The following is a 14,385-nucleotide window of genomic DNA, read 5'->3' as shown; positions in this document are numbered from 1 at the left end:
AGAAGCACGACGGCTTAGGTCTGCTGTTCCTGCGCCCGTCTGCTTTCGGCAAATTCGCTTCTCACCCAGTCGGCAAAGGCCTTAGCCGGCTCCGGCAGGTCCTTCAAACTCCTGGCCACCAGCCAGTAGGCGCCGGATGCGACGTCGATGTCGAACGGCTTGATCAGCGCGCCGGACGCAATCTCCTCGCCGATCTGCAAGAGGTCGCCCAGCGCCACGCCGTGGCCGAGCAGGGCGGCCTGCTTCGACAGCGACACATCCGCCAGCATAGGGCCGCGCGCCGGAATGGCGTCGGCGGCGACGCCAGCCGCTTCGAACCAGCGCGCCCAGCCCTGACGATTTTCCTCGTGCAACAGCGTGTAGCGGGCAAGGTCGAGCGGCTTTTCGAGGGCAGGGCCCGATCCCAGCAAGGCCGGCGACAGGACCGGTGAATCGACGGTCGAGGCTAGCCATTCGGCCTCGCTGCGCGGCCATGAGGTGGCGCGCGCGCTGAAGCGCAAGGCGAGTTCGGGCTGATCGCTGCGGAACTCGATCGGCCTTGGGTCAACTTCGAGGGAAACGTCGATATCGGGCCGCAACTGGCTGAAGCGGTTGAGCCGCGGCAACAGCCATACCGAGGCCAGCGACGGCTCGACACTGACGCGGACCACCGACTGCGCCGGAACAGCCACCAGGTCCGAAAGCAGCCTGTCGATGTCATCGAAACTCCTGACCAGCTGATCGAGCAGGCGCTGGCCGGCCTCGGTCAACTCGACGCGGCGGTGATGACGGTGGAACAAGGGCTGGTGCAGGAACTGCTCGAGTTCGCGGATCTGCCGACTGATGGCGGCCTGCGAGACGAACAGCTCCTCGGCGGCCCGGCTAAAGCTCAATTGCCGGCCGGCTGCCTCGAAACTTCGCAACGCCGTCAGGGGCAACCGTCCGCGCTTCATTTCGCATAACCCGAAGTTATCCGAACCAGAAATTATACTCGTTTGAAGGCGAAGGCCAGCGGGCGTCTAATCCGCTCTTAGAGGAGACACGGACATGATCCAGTTTCTGGAAATCTTTGGCGATGTGATGCGGATCGCGACGTTTCAATGGCGTGGCGACAGGCAGCATCATGTGCAGTGCACCGAGCAAAGGCCGGCCACCCGCTGGGCGGCTCCAGCGGAGCGGCATCCCTTTCGCCGCTCGCGACCCTGAAGCCGACAAAGAGGCGAGTGAGTGAAGAGGATTGCGTTTGCCGGCCGAAGCTCACATCTATCGGTTTGGAAACGCAAGCTGACCCGGAAGCCGGTTTCGGGTCGCGTTCGGAAAGAGACTGCGGTGGGCGACCAGCATCGGCATGTGCATGCCGCCGGACGGACCCGGCGCGGGCGCAACTGGCCCGGTCCCTGGCGCAAAACACCCGGCCGCATTTTCGGCACGTCGCTGGTGCGCTTGTACCAGCTGACGCTGTCCGGCTTTGTCGGCAATTCCTGCCGGCATCTGCCGACCTGTTCCGAATACGCGCATGAGGCAATCGCCCGCCATGGCCTGTGGGCCGGCGGCTGGATGGGGCTTTTTCGCGTGCTGCGCTGCGGGCCGTTCGGAACGCATGGTGTCGACCGCGTGCCGGAGGTGCTCGCTCCGAGCTACGTCTGGTTCACGCCATGGCGTTATTGGCAGATCGGCAGGAAGCGCGGCGAGGCCTGACGGCGGACGCGCTGGGTCCCTGATATAGATCGCCAGGGCGGCATTTCTTTACGATCCGGTAGGGTTAACAACGGCCTGCACAAAGACTGCGCATTTGAGTCAAAATCGAGCCAAGACACTTCGCTAAGCGCCTCCTGTTCATTCCCAGGAGAGCCCACATGCGTCGGATCGAAACCCATCCCTTCATCATTGCCGCGGTCCTCTTCCTGCTGGCCTGGTTTCTGGGATTTCCGATGCGGGCGCAATCGGCGCCGCTTGGCGATTTCGCCTGCACGCTTATCCAGGACGCGGCGAGCGGCGAGACGCTCTATCAAAGCGGCGTCTGCGACCAACGCGTCAGCCCGGCGTCGACCTTCAAGGTGCCGCTGGCGCTGATCGGCTACGACAGCGGTGTCCTCAGCGACGCGCATACACCGAGCTGGGACTACAAGCCTGAGTTCAACGCCGTGAAGCGCGACCACAAGGCCGTCGACCCGACGATCTGGGAGCGCGACTCGATCGTATGGTATTCGCGCGAGATCGTGCGCCGGCTCGGCGCAAAAAGCTTTGCCCTCTACGTCTCGAAATTCGGCTACGGCAACATGGATGTCTCGGGCGATGCCGACAAGGACAACGGGCTCACGCAATCCTGGATAAATTCCTCGCTTGAGATATCGCCGGTCGAACAGACAGCCTTCCTGCGCCAGCTGCTCGCCGGCAAGATGCCGGTTTCTGCCAAGGCGCATGAGATGACCCGAGCCATCCTGCCGACTTTCCAGGCCGGCGGCTGGACGGTGCGGGGCAAAACCGGCAGCACCAGGCTGGGAAACAGCAAGGACAAGCGCGCGCTGGGCTGGTTCGTCGGCTGGGCCGAAAAGGGCGGCCGCCGGATCGTCTTCGCCCGGCTGGTCGTCGACACCAAGCCGATCGACATGCCGAAAGGCCCGGCGACACGCGCGGCGTTACTGAGGGAGTTGCCGCAACTGGTGAAGTGAACTTGCTTTAGCTTCAAGTGCTCCGGCGGGCACGAAGGATGTGGCCGCCGGAATTCCTTGTCTCCGCCTTTGGCGTCCTGGAGAAGCGGGCGGCGATGTCGCTGCTTTCCAGATCTTCGATCTCATCGAAGCCGAGCTCGCGCAGCGATTGCGCCAGTGCCGCGGGCACGAAGAAGCTGATCCAGGGCTCTCCGGCAGCGGCGACGCGCGCCGCATGGAAAGAGAGGGCAGCCTGTCCAGCCGCATCGCGGTTCTCGGCCGGCTCGCTGTAGTCGAAGACGACCTCCGAACCGGGCATGCCGGCAATCCAGGACAGGGTGCTGAAGATTGCGTCCTGGCTCAGATACGGAACGACACCCAGCCAGATGAAGAAACTGGGCTCGGTCTGCCGCAAACCGGCCGATGCCAGGCCATCCGCGGGGCGCTGGCGCTCGAAGTTGACCGGCACGAACATGGTGGCCCGCGGTTCGGCAAGACCAGCATCGGCGATGCATTTCCGTTTCCAGGCCTGTGTCGCCGGGTGATCGACTTCGAACACCGCGACATCAGGGTACGGATTGCGCAGCGAGAAAGTGTCGAGGCCGGCGCCGAGCACCACCACTTGCTGGACGCCCCGGCGCACCGCCGCAGCCAGCCAGTCCTCGGCGAGGCGGGCGCGCGCTGCCACGAACAGGCGCATGCGCCGGCTGCGCTCACCTTCCTGCTCGAGCTCCTGCACCGTCGGTGCGGCATCGCCCAGTATCGCACTCGCATATGGGTCGCGAAACAGCGCCGCCTGCTGCGAGAACAGGTGGAGGGCCCGCATGCGCGCGACGCCCAAGGCGGTTCGGCTGGATTTTGCGTCTTCCATGCCGGGGATTCCAACCTCGTGTCGGGGAAATTCGCAAGCCTGTGCGACTGGCCTGCGACATCTGTCGCGCCATTTCCTGACAGCTGCGCCAACGACGGCTCTTTACCTGATGCCGCGTGGCCTCTAAAACCCGCCCGCTGCCGGATGCCTCCGGCTTCACACCACGACCACCCGCGCTCGTTTGCGGGACTGGATAGGAGATACCCGATGCTGAATTCCGTTTCCCTGACATTTCCCGATGGCTCCGTCCGCGACTATGACGCGGCGATGACCGGTGCGGGCCTCGCCGAATCGATCTCGAAGTCGCTGGCCAAGAAGGCTGTCGCCTATGCCATCGACGGCACCGTTCGCGATCTTTCCGACCCGCTTGGCAAGTCCGGCAAGGTCGAGATCATCACCCGCAGCGATCCGCGCGCGCTGGAACTCATCCGTCATGATGCAGCACACGTGCTGGCGGAGGCCGTGCAGGAACTGTGGCCGGGAACGCAAGTGACCATCGGGCCGGTGATCGAGAACGGATTCTATTACGACTTCGCCCGCAACGAGCCGTTCACGCCTGACGATTTCCCGGTGATCGAAAAGAAGATGCGCGAGATCATTGCGCGTAACAAGCCGTTCACCAAGGAAGTCTGGTCGCGCGACAAGGCGAAAAAGGTCTTTGCCGAGAAGGGCGAGCGCTACAAGCTCGAGCTGATCGACGCCATTCCCGAAGACCAGGATCTCAAGATCTATTCCCAGGGTGACTGGTTCGACCTCTGCCGCGGCCCACACATGGCCTCCACCGGGCAGATCGGCAACGCCTTCAAGCTGATGAAGGTGGCCGGCGCCTATTGGCGTGGCGATTCGAACAACCCGATGCTGACCCGCATCTACGGCACGGCCTGGGCCGAGCAAGCTGAACTCGATGCCTACCAGACGATGCTGGAAGAGGCAGAGAAGCGCGACCACCGCAAACTCGGCCGCGAGATGGACCTGTTCCATTTCCAGGAAGAGGGGCCGGGCGTCGTCTTCTGGCACGCCAAGGGCTGGAAGATGTTCCAGAATCTGGTCAACTACATGCGCCGCCGCCTCGACGAGCAAGGCTACCAGGAGGTCAACGCACCGCAGGTTCTCGACAAGAGCCTGTGGGAGACGTCGGGCCACTGGGGCTGGTATCGCGATGCCATGTTCAAGGTGACGGTGGCCGGCGACGACACCGACGACGACCGCGTGTTCGCGCTGAAGCCGATGAATTGTCCGGGCCACGTGCAGATATTCAAGCATGGGTTGAAATCCTATCGCGATCTGCCCGTAAAGCTTGCGGAATTCGGCAATGTGCATCGCTACGAACCGTCCGGCGCCTTGCACGGGCTGATGCGCGTGCGCGGCTTCACGCAGGACGATGCGCATATCTTCTGCACCGAGGAGCAACTGGCCGCGGAATGCCTGCGCATCAACGATCTGATCCTGTCGACCTACGCCGATTTCGGCTTCGACGATGTCAGCGTGAAGCTGTCGACGCGGCCGGATAAGCGCGTCGGCACCGACGAGGCCTGGGATCATGCCGAGGCGATCATGGGCAACGTGCTGGATACGATCAGGACGCGATCGGGAAACTGCATCAAGACCTCGATCAATCCGGGCGAGGGCGCTTTCTACGGGCCGAAATTCGAATATGTGCTGAAGGACGCCATCGGCCGCGAATGGCAGTGCGGCACCACGCAGGTCGACTTCAATCTGCCGGAACGCTTTGGCGCCTTCTACATCGGTTCGGATTCGGAAAAGAAGCAGCCGGTGATGGTGCATCGCGCCATCTGCGGTTCGATGGAACGCTTTCTCGGCATCCTGATCGAGCATTATTCCGGTCATTTCCCGCTGTGGTTCGCGCCGCTGCAGGTGGTTGTGGCGACGATCACCTCGGATGCTGACCACTATGCGCGAAAGGTCGTCGCACAGTTGAAGGCGGCAGGACTTTTGGCCGAACCGGATCTGCGCAACGAGAAGATCAACTACAAGGTGCGTGAGCATTCGCTGGCCAAGGTTCCTGTGATCCTCGTATGCGGCAAGCGCGAGGCGGAAGAGGAGACGGTCAACATCCGCCGGCTCGGCTCGCGCGATCAGGAATCGCTCAAGCTGGCCGACGCGCTGAAGCTGCTTTCCGACGAGGCTGTTTCGCCCGACCGAAGGCGCAGCGCGGCCTGAGCAATCAATATTTCGGAGAAATGGCGGTGGAGCGATCCACCGCCATTTTCACATGCCTGTCACGCCAACCTTGTAACGAGCCCCCATGCTCAAGCTGAAGATACGGGAAAGGCCGTTTCCCGAACTCTCCTACGCAATGCGAGCCAGCCGGCGCTGACGCGCTGGTTCATCCATTCCATTGAAGGTCTGTCGGGGCGCGACCGGTATGCCGCGCTCTATGATTTCTGGCGCCGCCAGGTGGCGCCGACCGGCGAGCGGGTGTTCAGCCGCATGCTGCAGCTGATCGACGTCAAGGTCCGCAGCACCGATCAGTGGCCGCCGGCGGGGCTGCCCGACACGCCGCTGGTGATCGTCGCCAACCACCCGTTCGGCATTGGCGACGGCATTGCCGTGCCGTCGCTCGTCGAGCAGCTCGGGCGTCCGTTCCGCGTCATGATCCACAAGGATCTGCTGAAGATCCGCGAGATGGAACCGTACTCGCTGCCGATCGACTTTTCCGAGACCAAGGACGCGGTGAAGAACAACATGGCGGCGCGCCACGAGGCAGTGCGGCTGTTGAAAGAGGGCGTCACCATCGTCGTATTTCCGGCCGGCGGCGTCGCCACCGCGCCGAAAGGCTTTGGCCGGGCGCGCGACCTGCCGTGGAAGATGTTTCCGGCGCGCCTCGTGCAGGACGCCAAGGCGTCGGTGGTGCCGATGCATTTTTCAGGTCAGAACGGCCGGCTGTTCCATCTGGTCAGCGGCCCGATGAACATGGCCGAGCGCGAAGGAAGGCTGGCGAAATTCGTCGGCAAGGCGTCGCTGACGTTGCGCCTTTCAATGCTCATCCGCGAATTTGCGCGGCTGTCCGGCAAGGCGATCGACGTGCGCGTCGGCGATGTGCTGAGCTGGGATGAGTTGGAGCCATTGCGCGACCGCAAGACGCTGCTCGACCGTCTTCATCGCGGTGTCTTCGACCTAGCGCCCGACGCGCCGCGCGGCCGGGTCCACTTCCTGCAGCGCCGCCTGTGCAAGGCCGCCTGACGTAGCCCTGAACTACCACTTCAACTGAGCAGCCAAACCGAGGCCAATGGGCGCGCCGGTCAGTCGGCGCCTTCCTCGGGATCGATGGCCGAGGCTTCGGTGGCCAGGACCTCGATCTCCTGGTTCTGTCCGGCAACGACGGTGAAATCCTTCTGGTAGATGCGGTCGCGGTTCTTGGCGATGATGGTGTATTGGCCTTCGGCCAGCACCATCGAGGCGAAGGCGCCGACGGCCTCCTTGATCGGATCGCCGGATTCGTTGAGCAGCGACCAGGATGTATCGGCGATGGCCTCGCCGCCGGTCTCGCGCACCAGCTTCATGGTCTCCTCCGCCGCGCGATGCTCGACGGTGGCTTCGGTCAGCTTGCCGGCTTCGACGCGGATGTCGGAGCGAATGACGGCATTGACCGCGCCATAGGTGGAGACGACATGATAAACGCCGGCGTTGAGCCGCACGACGCTGTTCGGCTCGACATCGGGAATGATCAAAGCGCGGTCGCCATTGGCCTCGGCGGTGCCCTCATAAATGGAGAAGCGCAGTTTTTTCGGCGGAATACGCACGCCGCCCGACAGCACCGCGTCGAGCTTGAGGCCCCCGGCATCGAGCACCAGGCTTTCGCGCCTGGCGTCCTTGCCGACGGTGATGCGCTTGGTGGCGCCGGCGCGTCCGTATGAGGCGTGGACCAGATAGCTGCCGGGTTCGAGCTGGAACACGGCGCTGCCGCCATGCGCGGAAGCCACCATCGGCAGCTTGCCGTCGCCGGCGGCCTCGGGCTTGAAGACGCGCCAGACGATGCCGCGCGTGATGTCGGCGCCCTTGTCGGTCAACTGCGCCGACAGCGTTATGGCACCGCCGCCACCGAGTGCCAGCGGCGTCTCGCCCTTGGGCGGTGCATAGCTCGAAATATCGGGGAGTTTCAGATTGCCGATGCCGTCGGCATTCTGCGCCATGGCCATCGAGGCCGGCGCAAACAGCGCTACGGCGAGCCAAATCAGGAAAAGGCGCGATGTCCCCTCAAACATGCCTTGCGTTGAAGCCCAAGGCGGTGGCAATTTCAAGGCTTAAGAGTCCGACCGCCTTGGCAACAGGTTCTTTCGTCCGGCGCGCCCGCGCCAATGCCCGAGCCGCCCCGATCCGCAATGGCGCGCTTCAGCTCAAAATCGAGTGCTTTAGGAGACCTGGCCCCCATGGCGTCGCCGATCATCGACTTCCTGCTGACCCGAAACTCCGCACCTATTCCTGAATTGAAGGAACCGGCGCCCAGCGATGCCGATATCGCGACCATGATCGCGGCTGCAAGCCGTGTGCCCGATCACGGCCGACTGGAGCCGTGGCGCTTCATCCTTTATCGCGGCGAGGCGCGATTCGAGATCGGCAGGAAGCTGGCGGCGCTCGCCGAACAGCGCGAAGGGCCGCTGCCGGAAAACCGCCGCAACCAGGAGCTTGCGCGGTTTTCCCGCGCGCCGCTGGTGATCGGCGTGGTCTCGAGCCCGAAGGACAATCCAAAAATCCCGCAATGGGAAATGTTCCTGTCCGGCGGCATGGCGGCGATGAACCTGATGATCGCAGCCAATGCGCTGGGCTACGGCACCAACATGATCAGCAACTGGTATTCCGACGTGGCGGAGGGCAGAGCGCTGCTGGGAGTGGCGCCACAGGAACGTGTTGTCGGCTTCGTCCATGTCGGCTCCTACCAGGGCCCGGCGCCGGAACGGCCGCGGCCCGATCCGGCAAAGCTCTATGCCGATTATACTGGGCCGTGGAACGGCTGACACCCGAAAGCGATTCCCCTTTATTTAAACACAGGCTAAGACAGTGGCTTCGGCGATGCGTTGGGGGTTGGCGCATCGACCATGGGGATTTTTTTTTGAGGCCGACGAGGAAGTCCCTCCAGGCCGAGCGGCTCTCGCGATTGGGCATCTCCACGGCCAGGATCTGCCGGCGCCCGTCCCAGTCGATACCGACCGCGATCAGCACCGCCTGGCTCATGACAACACCGGCTTCACGCACCTTCTCGTAGCGCGCATCGAGGATGAGGTAAGGAAACGGCTCTTGAAGGGGGCGCCTGGCAAAGGCAGCGAGGCTCTCGTCCAGCCGCTTGTTGATGGCCGAGATCGACGAGGCCGAGAAGGCATGGCCGCACAGTTCTTCCGTGATCGCCTTCACCTTGCGGGTCGACACGCCCTGGACATACATCTCCGCCAGTGTCGCCACCAAGGCCCGCTCGGAACGCTGGTAGCGCTCGAACAACTCGGTGGAGAAGCGCCCGGCCCGGTCCTGCGGAACCCGCAGCTCGAGCTTGCCGACCCCCGTCACAAGGGTACGGCCGTAATAGCCCGAGCGATAGCCAAGCCGTTCGGGCGTGCGCTCGCTCTTCGAGGCACCCAGCGCCTCGTCCATCTCGGCTTCGAGCACTTCCTGCATCACCGCACGGAGCACTTCGTGCAATCCATCCGGGTTCGAAAGCAAAATGTCTTTGACGGCAGCGCTGGCGGTCTTAACTTCAGTCTTGGTCATGGTGGCGTTCCTTCGCGGGAATCAGGTGACGTGAACAATCACCAGCCTGCCATGACCGCCCTCTCTCAGCGAATTTGCAGAACTCTCAGCACACTACCCCCTTCGCGTCGCACGGTGGACTAAGTACAAGAGGCCATTACGGCGCGTCGCCAAAGCGGAATATACACAAATGTCTTCCGTCTGGATGGCAGCTGCAGAGCAAGTTCGGCCCACGCCCGCAAAGCCAGGCGAACAATGCCTTTACCGGATTAACTTGGCGTATCCGGAAAGCAGGTTCATCCGGAAGGGCAGGGTGTTCTGGAAGGGTGGGTTCACCTGCACGGGTAGGTTCATCAGGAAGCTTAATATCTTGAGCGTCTATGCAATGTCGCTCTCTCAAAACCGGGGAACCGCTTTTGAGCGACACGCATTGGGTGAGCACAGAAAGACGATCGGCTCCGTCACTTCTTCCTGTTTCGGCTCGCAGATGCGGGCAAGCGTGTACTTGTCGACGTTGTTCGCATACGGCTTCGATATCGGCGTAGGTGCCGTGTCACCGTGCCGCGATAAGGGTTCACAGCGGTCGAGTTGACGATAGCGTTCTCAGCGAAGATGTCGGCGGTTCGAGCCCGTCATCGCCCACCATATCCGGCCCGCATATCCCGAATGCCGGGCGCGGCCGCAATGAGCCGCACCCGCCGTTCTTTCCTGGCGCGCTAGTCTATCGCTTGACGTAGCAGTTCTTCTTCACGCGGCGGATGGGATCCTCGCCAAAGGCGTCGACGCTGCATGTGACGCCGTTCCTGAATACGCCCTGGACGTACTGGCCACGCGCCCCGTATCTCACCACTTTGCGGCCACGGAACTCGCAGAACCGCCCCTCCGAGGCGCAGGCCACCCATCTGCCGCGGCCCTGGCCGTAATCATTATCGCCGTAATTGTCATCATTGCCGTAATTGTCGTCGTCGTTGTCACCATAATCATTACCGCTATCGCGCCTCGCAATATAGCAGGCCTTGTCGCGGCCGGGCGCCGGGTCGCCGAAGACGCGATTCGAGCAAGGCACGGAACGACGATCGAAGAAGCGGGAGGTGGTCTGGCCGCGCGCGCCGTAGACCACTTCCGAGGGGTAGGGCAGGCGGCAGATTTCGCCTTCGTCGGCGCATCGCTGCATCCGCTGGGCGGATGCGGTGGCTGGAAAAAGAATAGAGACGGACGAGGCCAGGCCGACCAGGCAGATGAATGTAAACGTCATCCGGATCAAAGCATTGAAGGTTTTTGACACGATTTGTCTCCCGTTCGATTCGACCAGCATGGTACAGCAGCCTTGTTAAATACACGATGAACGAAAGCCCTCCGGGAAGGCAGGACAATGATGGATCATCCAGGGCGCCTGATGCTGCGGTTGCTGTTCGCATTGGCAATCTCTGGTATTGGGCGCTTCGCCTATGCGGGGAATGAGGGCGACGGCGTCGACCAGCCCGCCGCCAAGGCAGCCTTGCTCAAGGCCTATCCCGGCCTTTTCACCATTTCGGGCAATGTCCTGACTTGGACCGACGGCACCACCATGGTGTGGAACGACGGCAAGGCGCGCGACGCCGACGCGTTGCTTGAGAGCCCCGACATCGAAGACATGTTTCGCTACGTCTATCCCAGAGCAGCCGAGGGCGCGCTGGTCCCGGCGGAGGATTTCGATCCCGGCCGTATCCGCAATGAACCTTTCTTCGAGAAGCTCTACGGGGCAAGTGCCGCCGAGGTGGGCAAGCACATCGCCAACGTCAAATGGTTGCCGAAGCTCGGCAAGAAGACCGTGCAGGTCACCAGGATTTTCGGCATCAACGACCAGCTGGGCAAGGTCTCCGCTGCGCTTGAGGCGATGCCCGCGGAGCTGAGCCGTTACGGGCTCAAGCCCGGCGGCGGCTTTGTCTGGCGGCCGATCGCCGGCACCGACCGGTTGAGCGTTCACTCGTTCGGAGCGGCCTTCGATATCAATGTCGGCTTCTCCGACTATTGGTACAACAACAGGAACAAAACCAACCCGAAGGCCCACATTTCCTTCAAGAACCGGATTCCGCTGGAAATCGTGGAATTGTTCGAGAAAAACGGCTTCATCTGGGGCGGGCGCTGGTATCACTACGACACCATGCACTTCGAGTACCGGCCTGAGTTGCTGCTGTACAAGAAATCCGGCTGATCACGGCGGCAGCAGCCGGAAATCCTTGCCTTCGGGCAGCAACTGGCCGCCATCGACGATAATCGTCGTGCCGGTGATATAGCTGGCATCGTCGGAGGCGAGGAACAGGAAGGCGTTTGCGACGTCGCGCGGGCTGCCGAGGCGTCCCAACGGGATGGAGTCCTCCATGTTCTTGATGTACGCGGCGCCGCGATGCAGCTCGATCGCTTCGGTCAGGATGTTGCCGGGCTCGACGCCGTTGACGGTGATGCCGTAGCCCGAAAATTCCAGCGCCGCCGAGCGGATGAAGCCGTTGATGCCGGCCTTGCTGGCGGCATAGTGGCCGTGGCCGGGGCTGGTGACGTGCGGACCGGTGATCGACGAGGTGTAGAGCATGCGCCCGTAACCTTGCACCTTCATCGGCGCCAGCGCCGCCAGCGTGGTGTTGAACGTGCCGCGCAGATTGACCGCCATCACCCGGTCCCAGTCGTCCGGGCTGGTGTTTTCGATCAGCTGCCAGGGATAGATGCCGGCATTCTGCACGACGATGTCGAGGCGGCCATGGCGGCTCAGCGCCAGCGCCACCGCAGCTTCTGCATCGGCCATTTGCGAGATGTCGGTGCGAATGAAATCCGCGCCGAGCTCGTCCGCGGTCGCCTGGCCGGCTTCGGCCTCGCTGTCGGCCAGGACCAGCCTTGCGCCTTCCTCGGCAAAGCGCAGCGCAATGCCCTTGCCGATGCCGCGCGCGCTGCCGACGATAAGCGCGACCTTGTCTTGCAGCCGTCCGGTCATGTGAGCTGTCCTGTCATGCGAGTCTTTGGCGAATGGTTTGCTTGAAGGCGTCGAGCAGCACGGCGGCGAGCACCAGCAGGCCATGGATCACCTGGGTGAAATTGGCCGGCAGGCCCATCAGGTTGATTGCCGTGTTGATGGAGGAGAGCAGCAGCACGCCGGCATAGACGCCGGGCAAGGTGCCGACACCGCCTTTCAGGCTGACGCCGCCGATGACGACCGCGGCAAAGGCGTTGAACAACAGCCCGGTGCCGAGATTGGCGGTGGCGCCCGAGGTGCGGATGGCGAGCAGCCAGCCGGCGAGGCCGGCAATGGCGCCGGCAAGTACGAAGGCGATGATCAGATTGCGGTTGACGCGGATGCCGGCGCGGAAGGTCGCGGTCTCGTTGCCGCCGATCATCACGAGGTGGCGGCCGAACGGCGTTTTGGCCATGATCAGCGAGAACAGGACGAAACAGGCGACCGCGATCCAGGCGGTCAGCGGCAGGCCGGCCATTCGCTGGATGCCGAACCAGCGGATGGCCGGCGCCAGATCCTGTGCCGAGCGGCCGCCGGAAATCACCAGCACCAGGCCGCGCACCCAGATGTAGGACGCCAGCGTAATGATAAAGGCGCTCATCTTCACCTTGACCACGAGATAGCCGTTGAAGGCGCCGATGAGGCCGCCGACGGCCAGCGCAACCAGCAGCGAAACCGGAACCATCAGCCATTGCGGATTGAGCTGTATGCCCATGCCGATGCCCGATGAGCAGAACAGGATGCCGACCGCCATGGCGCTGAGTGCGGCCACCGATTCCACCGACAGGTCCATATGGCCGGCAATGATGACCAGCGACAGGCCGATCGACATCACGCCGAGAACGCTCGAGGCCTCGATGATGTTGGCGAAGATGCCGAGCTGGAAATAGTTGGGGACGAAGACGGAAAAGACAACCAGCACAAAGATCAGCATGAACCAGACGAGGTTGTCGAGGACGAACTCCAGGGCTTTGCGGCTGCGCGGGTTCATGGGCTGATCCGGTTGGCGCCCCCGAGAAAATCAGGCTGAGAAATCAACTCGATTTCATCGGGTTCAGGCGCGGGTTTAGGTTCGCCACGGTGTCCTGGAACGCGGCGTCGTGAATGGGCAGGCTCCGGGCCGCAATGGCCCGGAGCGCTTCGCTAGGCGACTATTCGACAGACTTGATCGTGTCCGTCGGCGGCTTCTGGTTGCCCCAGAAGGCCGGATTGTCGACGTTTTCCTTGGTGATGGCGGCGCCCGGGATCTTGATGTTGGGGCCCCAGCTCTCCTTGGTCACGGTCGATTTCAAGCCGAGCACGTCATACTCGCCAGGCTTGATTTCCTGCTTGCCGGCGATCTTGTCCATGAACATCGCCACGGCCGCGGCCTGCGCGTAGAGCGGCTGCTCGACTTCGACATTGAGCCAGCCCTTGCGGATCAGGTCGAGACCGACCGGAGCGCCGTTCGAGCTCATCAGCATGACGTCGCCCGGCTTCTTGCCGGCGGCCTCGAGCGAGGCGACGGCTGCGACCGACAGGTGCGCGGCATGGCTGAAGATCAGGTCGATGTCGGGGTTGGCGAGCATCTGGTCGGCAACGATCGTGCCGGCGTTGCTGGCTTCCCATTGCATGGCCGGCAGCGAGATGATCTTGACGTCAGGAAACGCCTTCAACTTCTCCTCGAAACCCTTCTGGATGTCGAGCGTGTAGGGATCGCCGGGATCGCCGAGCACCTGCAGGATCTTGCCCTTCACAGAACCGTTCTTGGCGGTCAGAAGCTTTTGCGCCTGCTCGGCGGCGACGTAGCCGATCTCGACCGTGCCCGCCACCGAGGTGAAATCGGACGGGGTCGAGGTGATCTGGCGGTCGAACTCGACCACCGGGATGCCGGCCGCACGCGCCGCTTCGATGGACGGCTTCAGCGCGTTGAAATCGACGGCGGCCAGGATGATCGCCGCCGGCTTCAGCGCAATGACGTCGTTCATCTGCGATTGCTGCGCGTCGGTCTTGTTGTCGGCGTTGAGTGTTTTCACCTCATAGCCGACCTGCTTGAGGAACAGCTCCAGCGCGCTCACCGAGCCGGTCTGGAATTCATCGAGCAGGGTCGGGACCATATAATAGACGGTGCCCTTGGTCTGGGACATTGCCGGCGTGAGCGAGGCAAGAGCCAGTGCCAGGATACCGAAGACAAGAACCAGTATTCGCTTCATGTCGTTCGC

At 62.8% G+C, this 14,385-nt stretch carries 13 protein-coding genes and 2 pseudogenes; 7 read left to right on the top strand and 8 right to left on the bottom strand.

Features of this window, described 5'->3' with window-relative positions:
* Nucleotides 1-14 precede the first annotated feature (14 nt).
* A complete protein-coding gene (locus tag NKJ76_RS04910) occupies nucleotides 15-932 on the bottom strand; it encodes a LysR substrate-binding domain-containing protein (protein ID WP_023667619.1) in 918 nt (305 codons plus the stop codon).
* A gap of 94 nt (nucleotides 933-1,026) precedes the next feature.
* On the opposite strand from NKJ76_RS04910, the gene NKJ76_RS04905 reads away from it, so the two are divergent.
* The 3 genes from NKJ76_RS04905 to blaOXA all read left to right on the top strand — a co-directional run bounded on the left by NKJ76_RS04905 (nucleotide 1,027) and on the right by blaOXA (nucleotide 2,651).
* Nucleotides 1,027-1,185, top strand: coding sequence for a hypothetical protein (locus NKJ76_RS04905; protein WP_352536887.1), 159 nt, complete (start codon nucleotides 1,027-1,029; stop codon nucleotides 1,183-1,185).
* A gap of 123 nt (nucleotides 1,186-1,308) precedes the next feature.
* Complete coding sequence (gene yidD, locus NKJ76_RS04900; RefSeq protein ID WP_023822994.1) at nucleotides 1,309-1,677, top strand: membrane protein insertion efficiency factor YidD; 369 nt, start codon at nucleotides 1,309-1,311, stop codon at nucleotides 1,675-1,677.
* Between the two features lie 158 nt (nucleotides 1,678-1,835).
* Complete coding sequence (gene blaOXA / locus NKJ76_RS04895; protein WP_023695454.1) at nucleotides 1,836-2,651, top strand: class D beta-lactamase; 816 nt, start codon at nucleotides 1,836-1,838, stop codon at nucleotides 2,649-2,651.
* A gap of 13 nt (nucleotides 2,652-2,664) precedes the next feature.
* On the opposite strand, the gene NKJ76_RS04890 is transcribed toward blaOXA, so the two are convergent.
* The gene (locus NKJ76_RS04890) at nucleotides 2,665-3,501 is read right to left on the bottom strand and encodes an SAM-dependent methyltransferase (RefSeq protein WP_352536886.1); all 837 of its coding nucleotides are present in this window, start codon (nucleotides 3,499-3,501) and stop codon (nucleotides 2,665-2,667) included.
* Nucleotides 3,502-3,708: 207 nt separating this feature from the next.
* On the opposite strand from NKJ76_RS04890, the gene thrS reads away from it, so the two are divergent.
* On the top strand, nucleotides 3,709-5,682 hold the full coding sequence (thrS, locus tag NKJ76_RS04885) for a threonine--tRNA ligase (RefSeq protein WP_352536885.1): 1,974 nt from the start codon (nucleotides 3,709-3,711) through the stop codon (nucleotides 5,680-5,682).
* A gap of 85 nt (nucleotides 5,683-5,767) precedes the next feature.
* Nucleotides 5,768-6,705 (top strand): annotated as a pseudogene (locus NKJ76_RS04880) (lysophospholipid acyltransferase family protein).
* Between the two features lie 59 nt (nucleotides 6,706-6,764).
* Here the strand turns inward: NKJ76_RS04880 and NKJ76_RS04875 are convergent.
* Nucleotides 6,765-7,727 (bottom strand): RgsD C-terminal domain-containing protein, encoded by a 963-nt coding sequence (locus tag NKJ76_RS04875; protein WP_023695450.1) that lies wholly within the window; start codon nucleotides 7,725-7,727, stop codon nucleotides 6,765-6,767.
* Between the two features lie 165 nt (nucleotides 7,728-7,892).
* Here NKJ76_RS04875 and NKJ76_RS04870 point away from each other — a divergent pair, with 165 nt between their 5' ends.
* Nucleotides 7,893-8,477, top strand: coding sequence for a nitroreductase family protein (locus NKJ76_RS04870; RefSeq protein WP_352536884.1), 585 nt, complete (start codon nucleotides 7,893-7,895; stop codon nucleotides 8,475-8,477).
* Nucleotides 8,478-8,571: 94 nt separating this feature from the next.
* On the opposite strand, the pseudogene NKJ76_RS04865 reads toward NKJ76_RS04870, so the two are convergent.
* A pseudogene (locus NKJ76_RS04865) lies at nucleotides 8,572-9,222 on the bottom strand (IS256 family transposase); the annotation flags it as partial.
* Nucleotides 9,223-9,922: 700 nt separating this feature from the next.
* Nucleotides 9,923-10,516 carry a hypothetical protein gene (locus NKJ76_RS04860; protein ID WP_352536883.1) on the bottom strand — a complete coding sequence of 198 codons (594 nt, stop codon included), beginning with the start codon at nucleotides 10,514-10,516 and terminating at the stop codon, nucleotides 9,923-9,925.
* A gap of 57 nt (nucleotides 10,517-10,573) precedes the next feature.
* Here NKJ76_RS04860 and NKJ76_RS04855 point away from each other — a divergent pair, with 57 nt between their 5' ends.
* On the top strand, nucleotides 10,574-11,395 hold the full coding sequence (locus NKJ76_RS04855) for a M15 family metallopeptidase (RefSeq protein ID WP_352536882.1): 822 nt from the start codon (nucleotides 10,574-10,576) through the stop codon (nucleotides 11,393-11,395).
* Here NKJ76_RS04855 and NKJ76_RS04850 read toward each other — a convergent pair whose 3' ends face one another.
* The 3 genes from NKJ76_RS04850 to NKJ76_RS04840 form a co-directional block, all read right to left on the bottom strand.
* A complete protein-coding gene (locus NKJ76_RS04850; RefSeq protein ID WP_352511298.1) occupies nucleotides 11,396-12,166 on the bottom strand; it encodes an SDR family oxidoreductase in 771 nt (256 codons plus the stop codon). It abuts the gene before it with no gap.
* 13 nt (nucleotides 12,167-12,179) lie between these two features.
* Nucleotides 12,180-13,175, bottom strand: coding sequence for an ABC transporter permease (locus NKJ76_RS04845; protein ID WP_023690226.1), 996 nt, complete (start codon nucleotides 13,173-13,175; stop codon nucleotides 12,180-12,182).
* Between the two features lie 160 nt (nucleotides 13,176-13,335).
* On the bottom strand, nucleotides 13,336-14,376 hold the full coding sequence (locus NKJ76_RS04840; protein ID WP_023684845.1) for a sugar ABC transporter substrate-binding protein: 1,041 nt from the start codon (nucleotides 14,374-14,376) through the stop codon (nucleotides 13,336-13,338).
* Nucleotides 14,377-14,385: the final 9 nt, after the last annotated feature.

The sequence above is a fragment of the Mesorhizobium sp. M0029 genome, from assembly GCF_040323735.1.
Taxonomy (GTDB): domain Bacteria; phylum Pseudomonadota; class Alphaproteobacteria; order Rhizobiales; family Rhizobiaceae; genus Mesorhizobium.
Note: the sequence above shows the minus strand (reverse complement) of the source record. Positions and strands in the feature narration are given on the sequence as shown.

Bases quoted from the DNA above. Each gene is read 5' to 3' on its own strand.
- NKJ76_RS04910 (WP_023667619.1), bottom strand. From the start codon at position 932: ATGAAGCGCGGACGGTTGCCCCTGACGGCGTTGCGAAGTTTCGAGGCA.
- NKJ76_RS04905 (WP_352536887.1), top strand. From the start codon at position 1,027: ATGATCCAGTTTCTGGAAATCTTTGGCGATGTGATGCGGATCGCGACG.
- blaOXA (WP_023695454.1), top strand. From the start codon at position 1,836: ATGCGTCGGATCGAAACCCATCCCTTCATCATTGCCGCGGTCCTCTTC.
- NKJ76_RS04890 (WP_352536886.1), bottom strand. From the start codon at position 3,501: ATGGAAGACGCAAAATCCAGCCGAACCGCCTTGGGCGTCGCGCGCATG.
- thrS (WP_352536885.1), top strand. From the start codon at position 3,709: ATGCTGAATTCCGTTTCCCTGACATTTCCCGATGGCTCCGTCCGCGAC.
- NKJ76_RS04875 (WP_023695450.1), bottom strand. From the start codon at position 7,727: ATGTTTGAGGGGACATCGCGCCTTTTCCTGATTTGGCTCGCCGTAGCG.
- NKJ76_RS04870 (WP_352536884.1), top strand. From the start codon at position 7,893: ATGGCGTCGCCGATCATCGACTTCCTGCTGACCCGAAACTCCGCACCT.
- NKJ76_RS04860 (WP_352536883.1), bottom strand. From the start codon at position 10,516: ATGCTGGTCGAATCGAACGGGAGACAAATCGTGTCAAAAACCTTCAAT.
- NKJ76_RS04855 (WP_352536882.1), top strand. From the start codon at position 10,574: ATGATGGATCATCCAGGGCGCCTGATGCTGCGGTTGCTGTTCGCATTG.
- NKJ76_RS04850 (WP_352511298.1), bottom strand. From the start codon at position 12,166: ATGACCGGACGGCTGCAAGACAAGGTCGCGCTTATCGTCGGCAGCGCG.
- NKJ76_RS04845 (WP_023690226.1), bottom strand. From the start codon at position 13,175: ATGAACCCGCGCAGCCGCAAAGCCCTGGAGTTCGTCCTCGACAACCTC.
- NKJ76_RS04840 (WP_023684845.1), bottom strand. From the start codon at position 14,376: ATGAAGCGAATACTGGTTCTTGTCTTCGGTATCCTGGCACTGGCTCTT.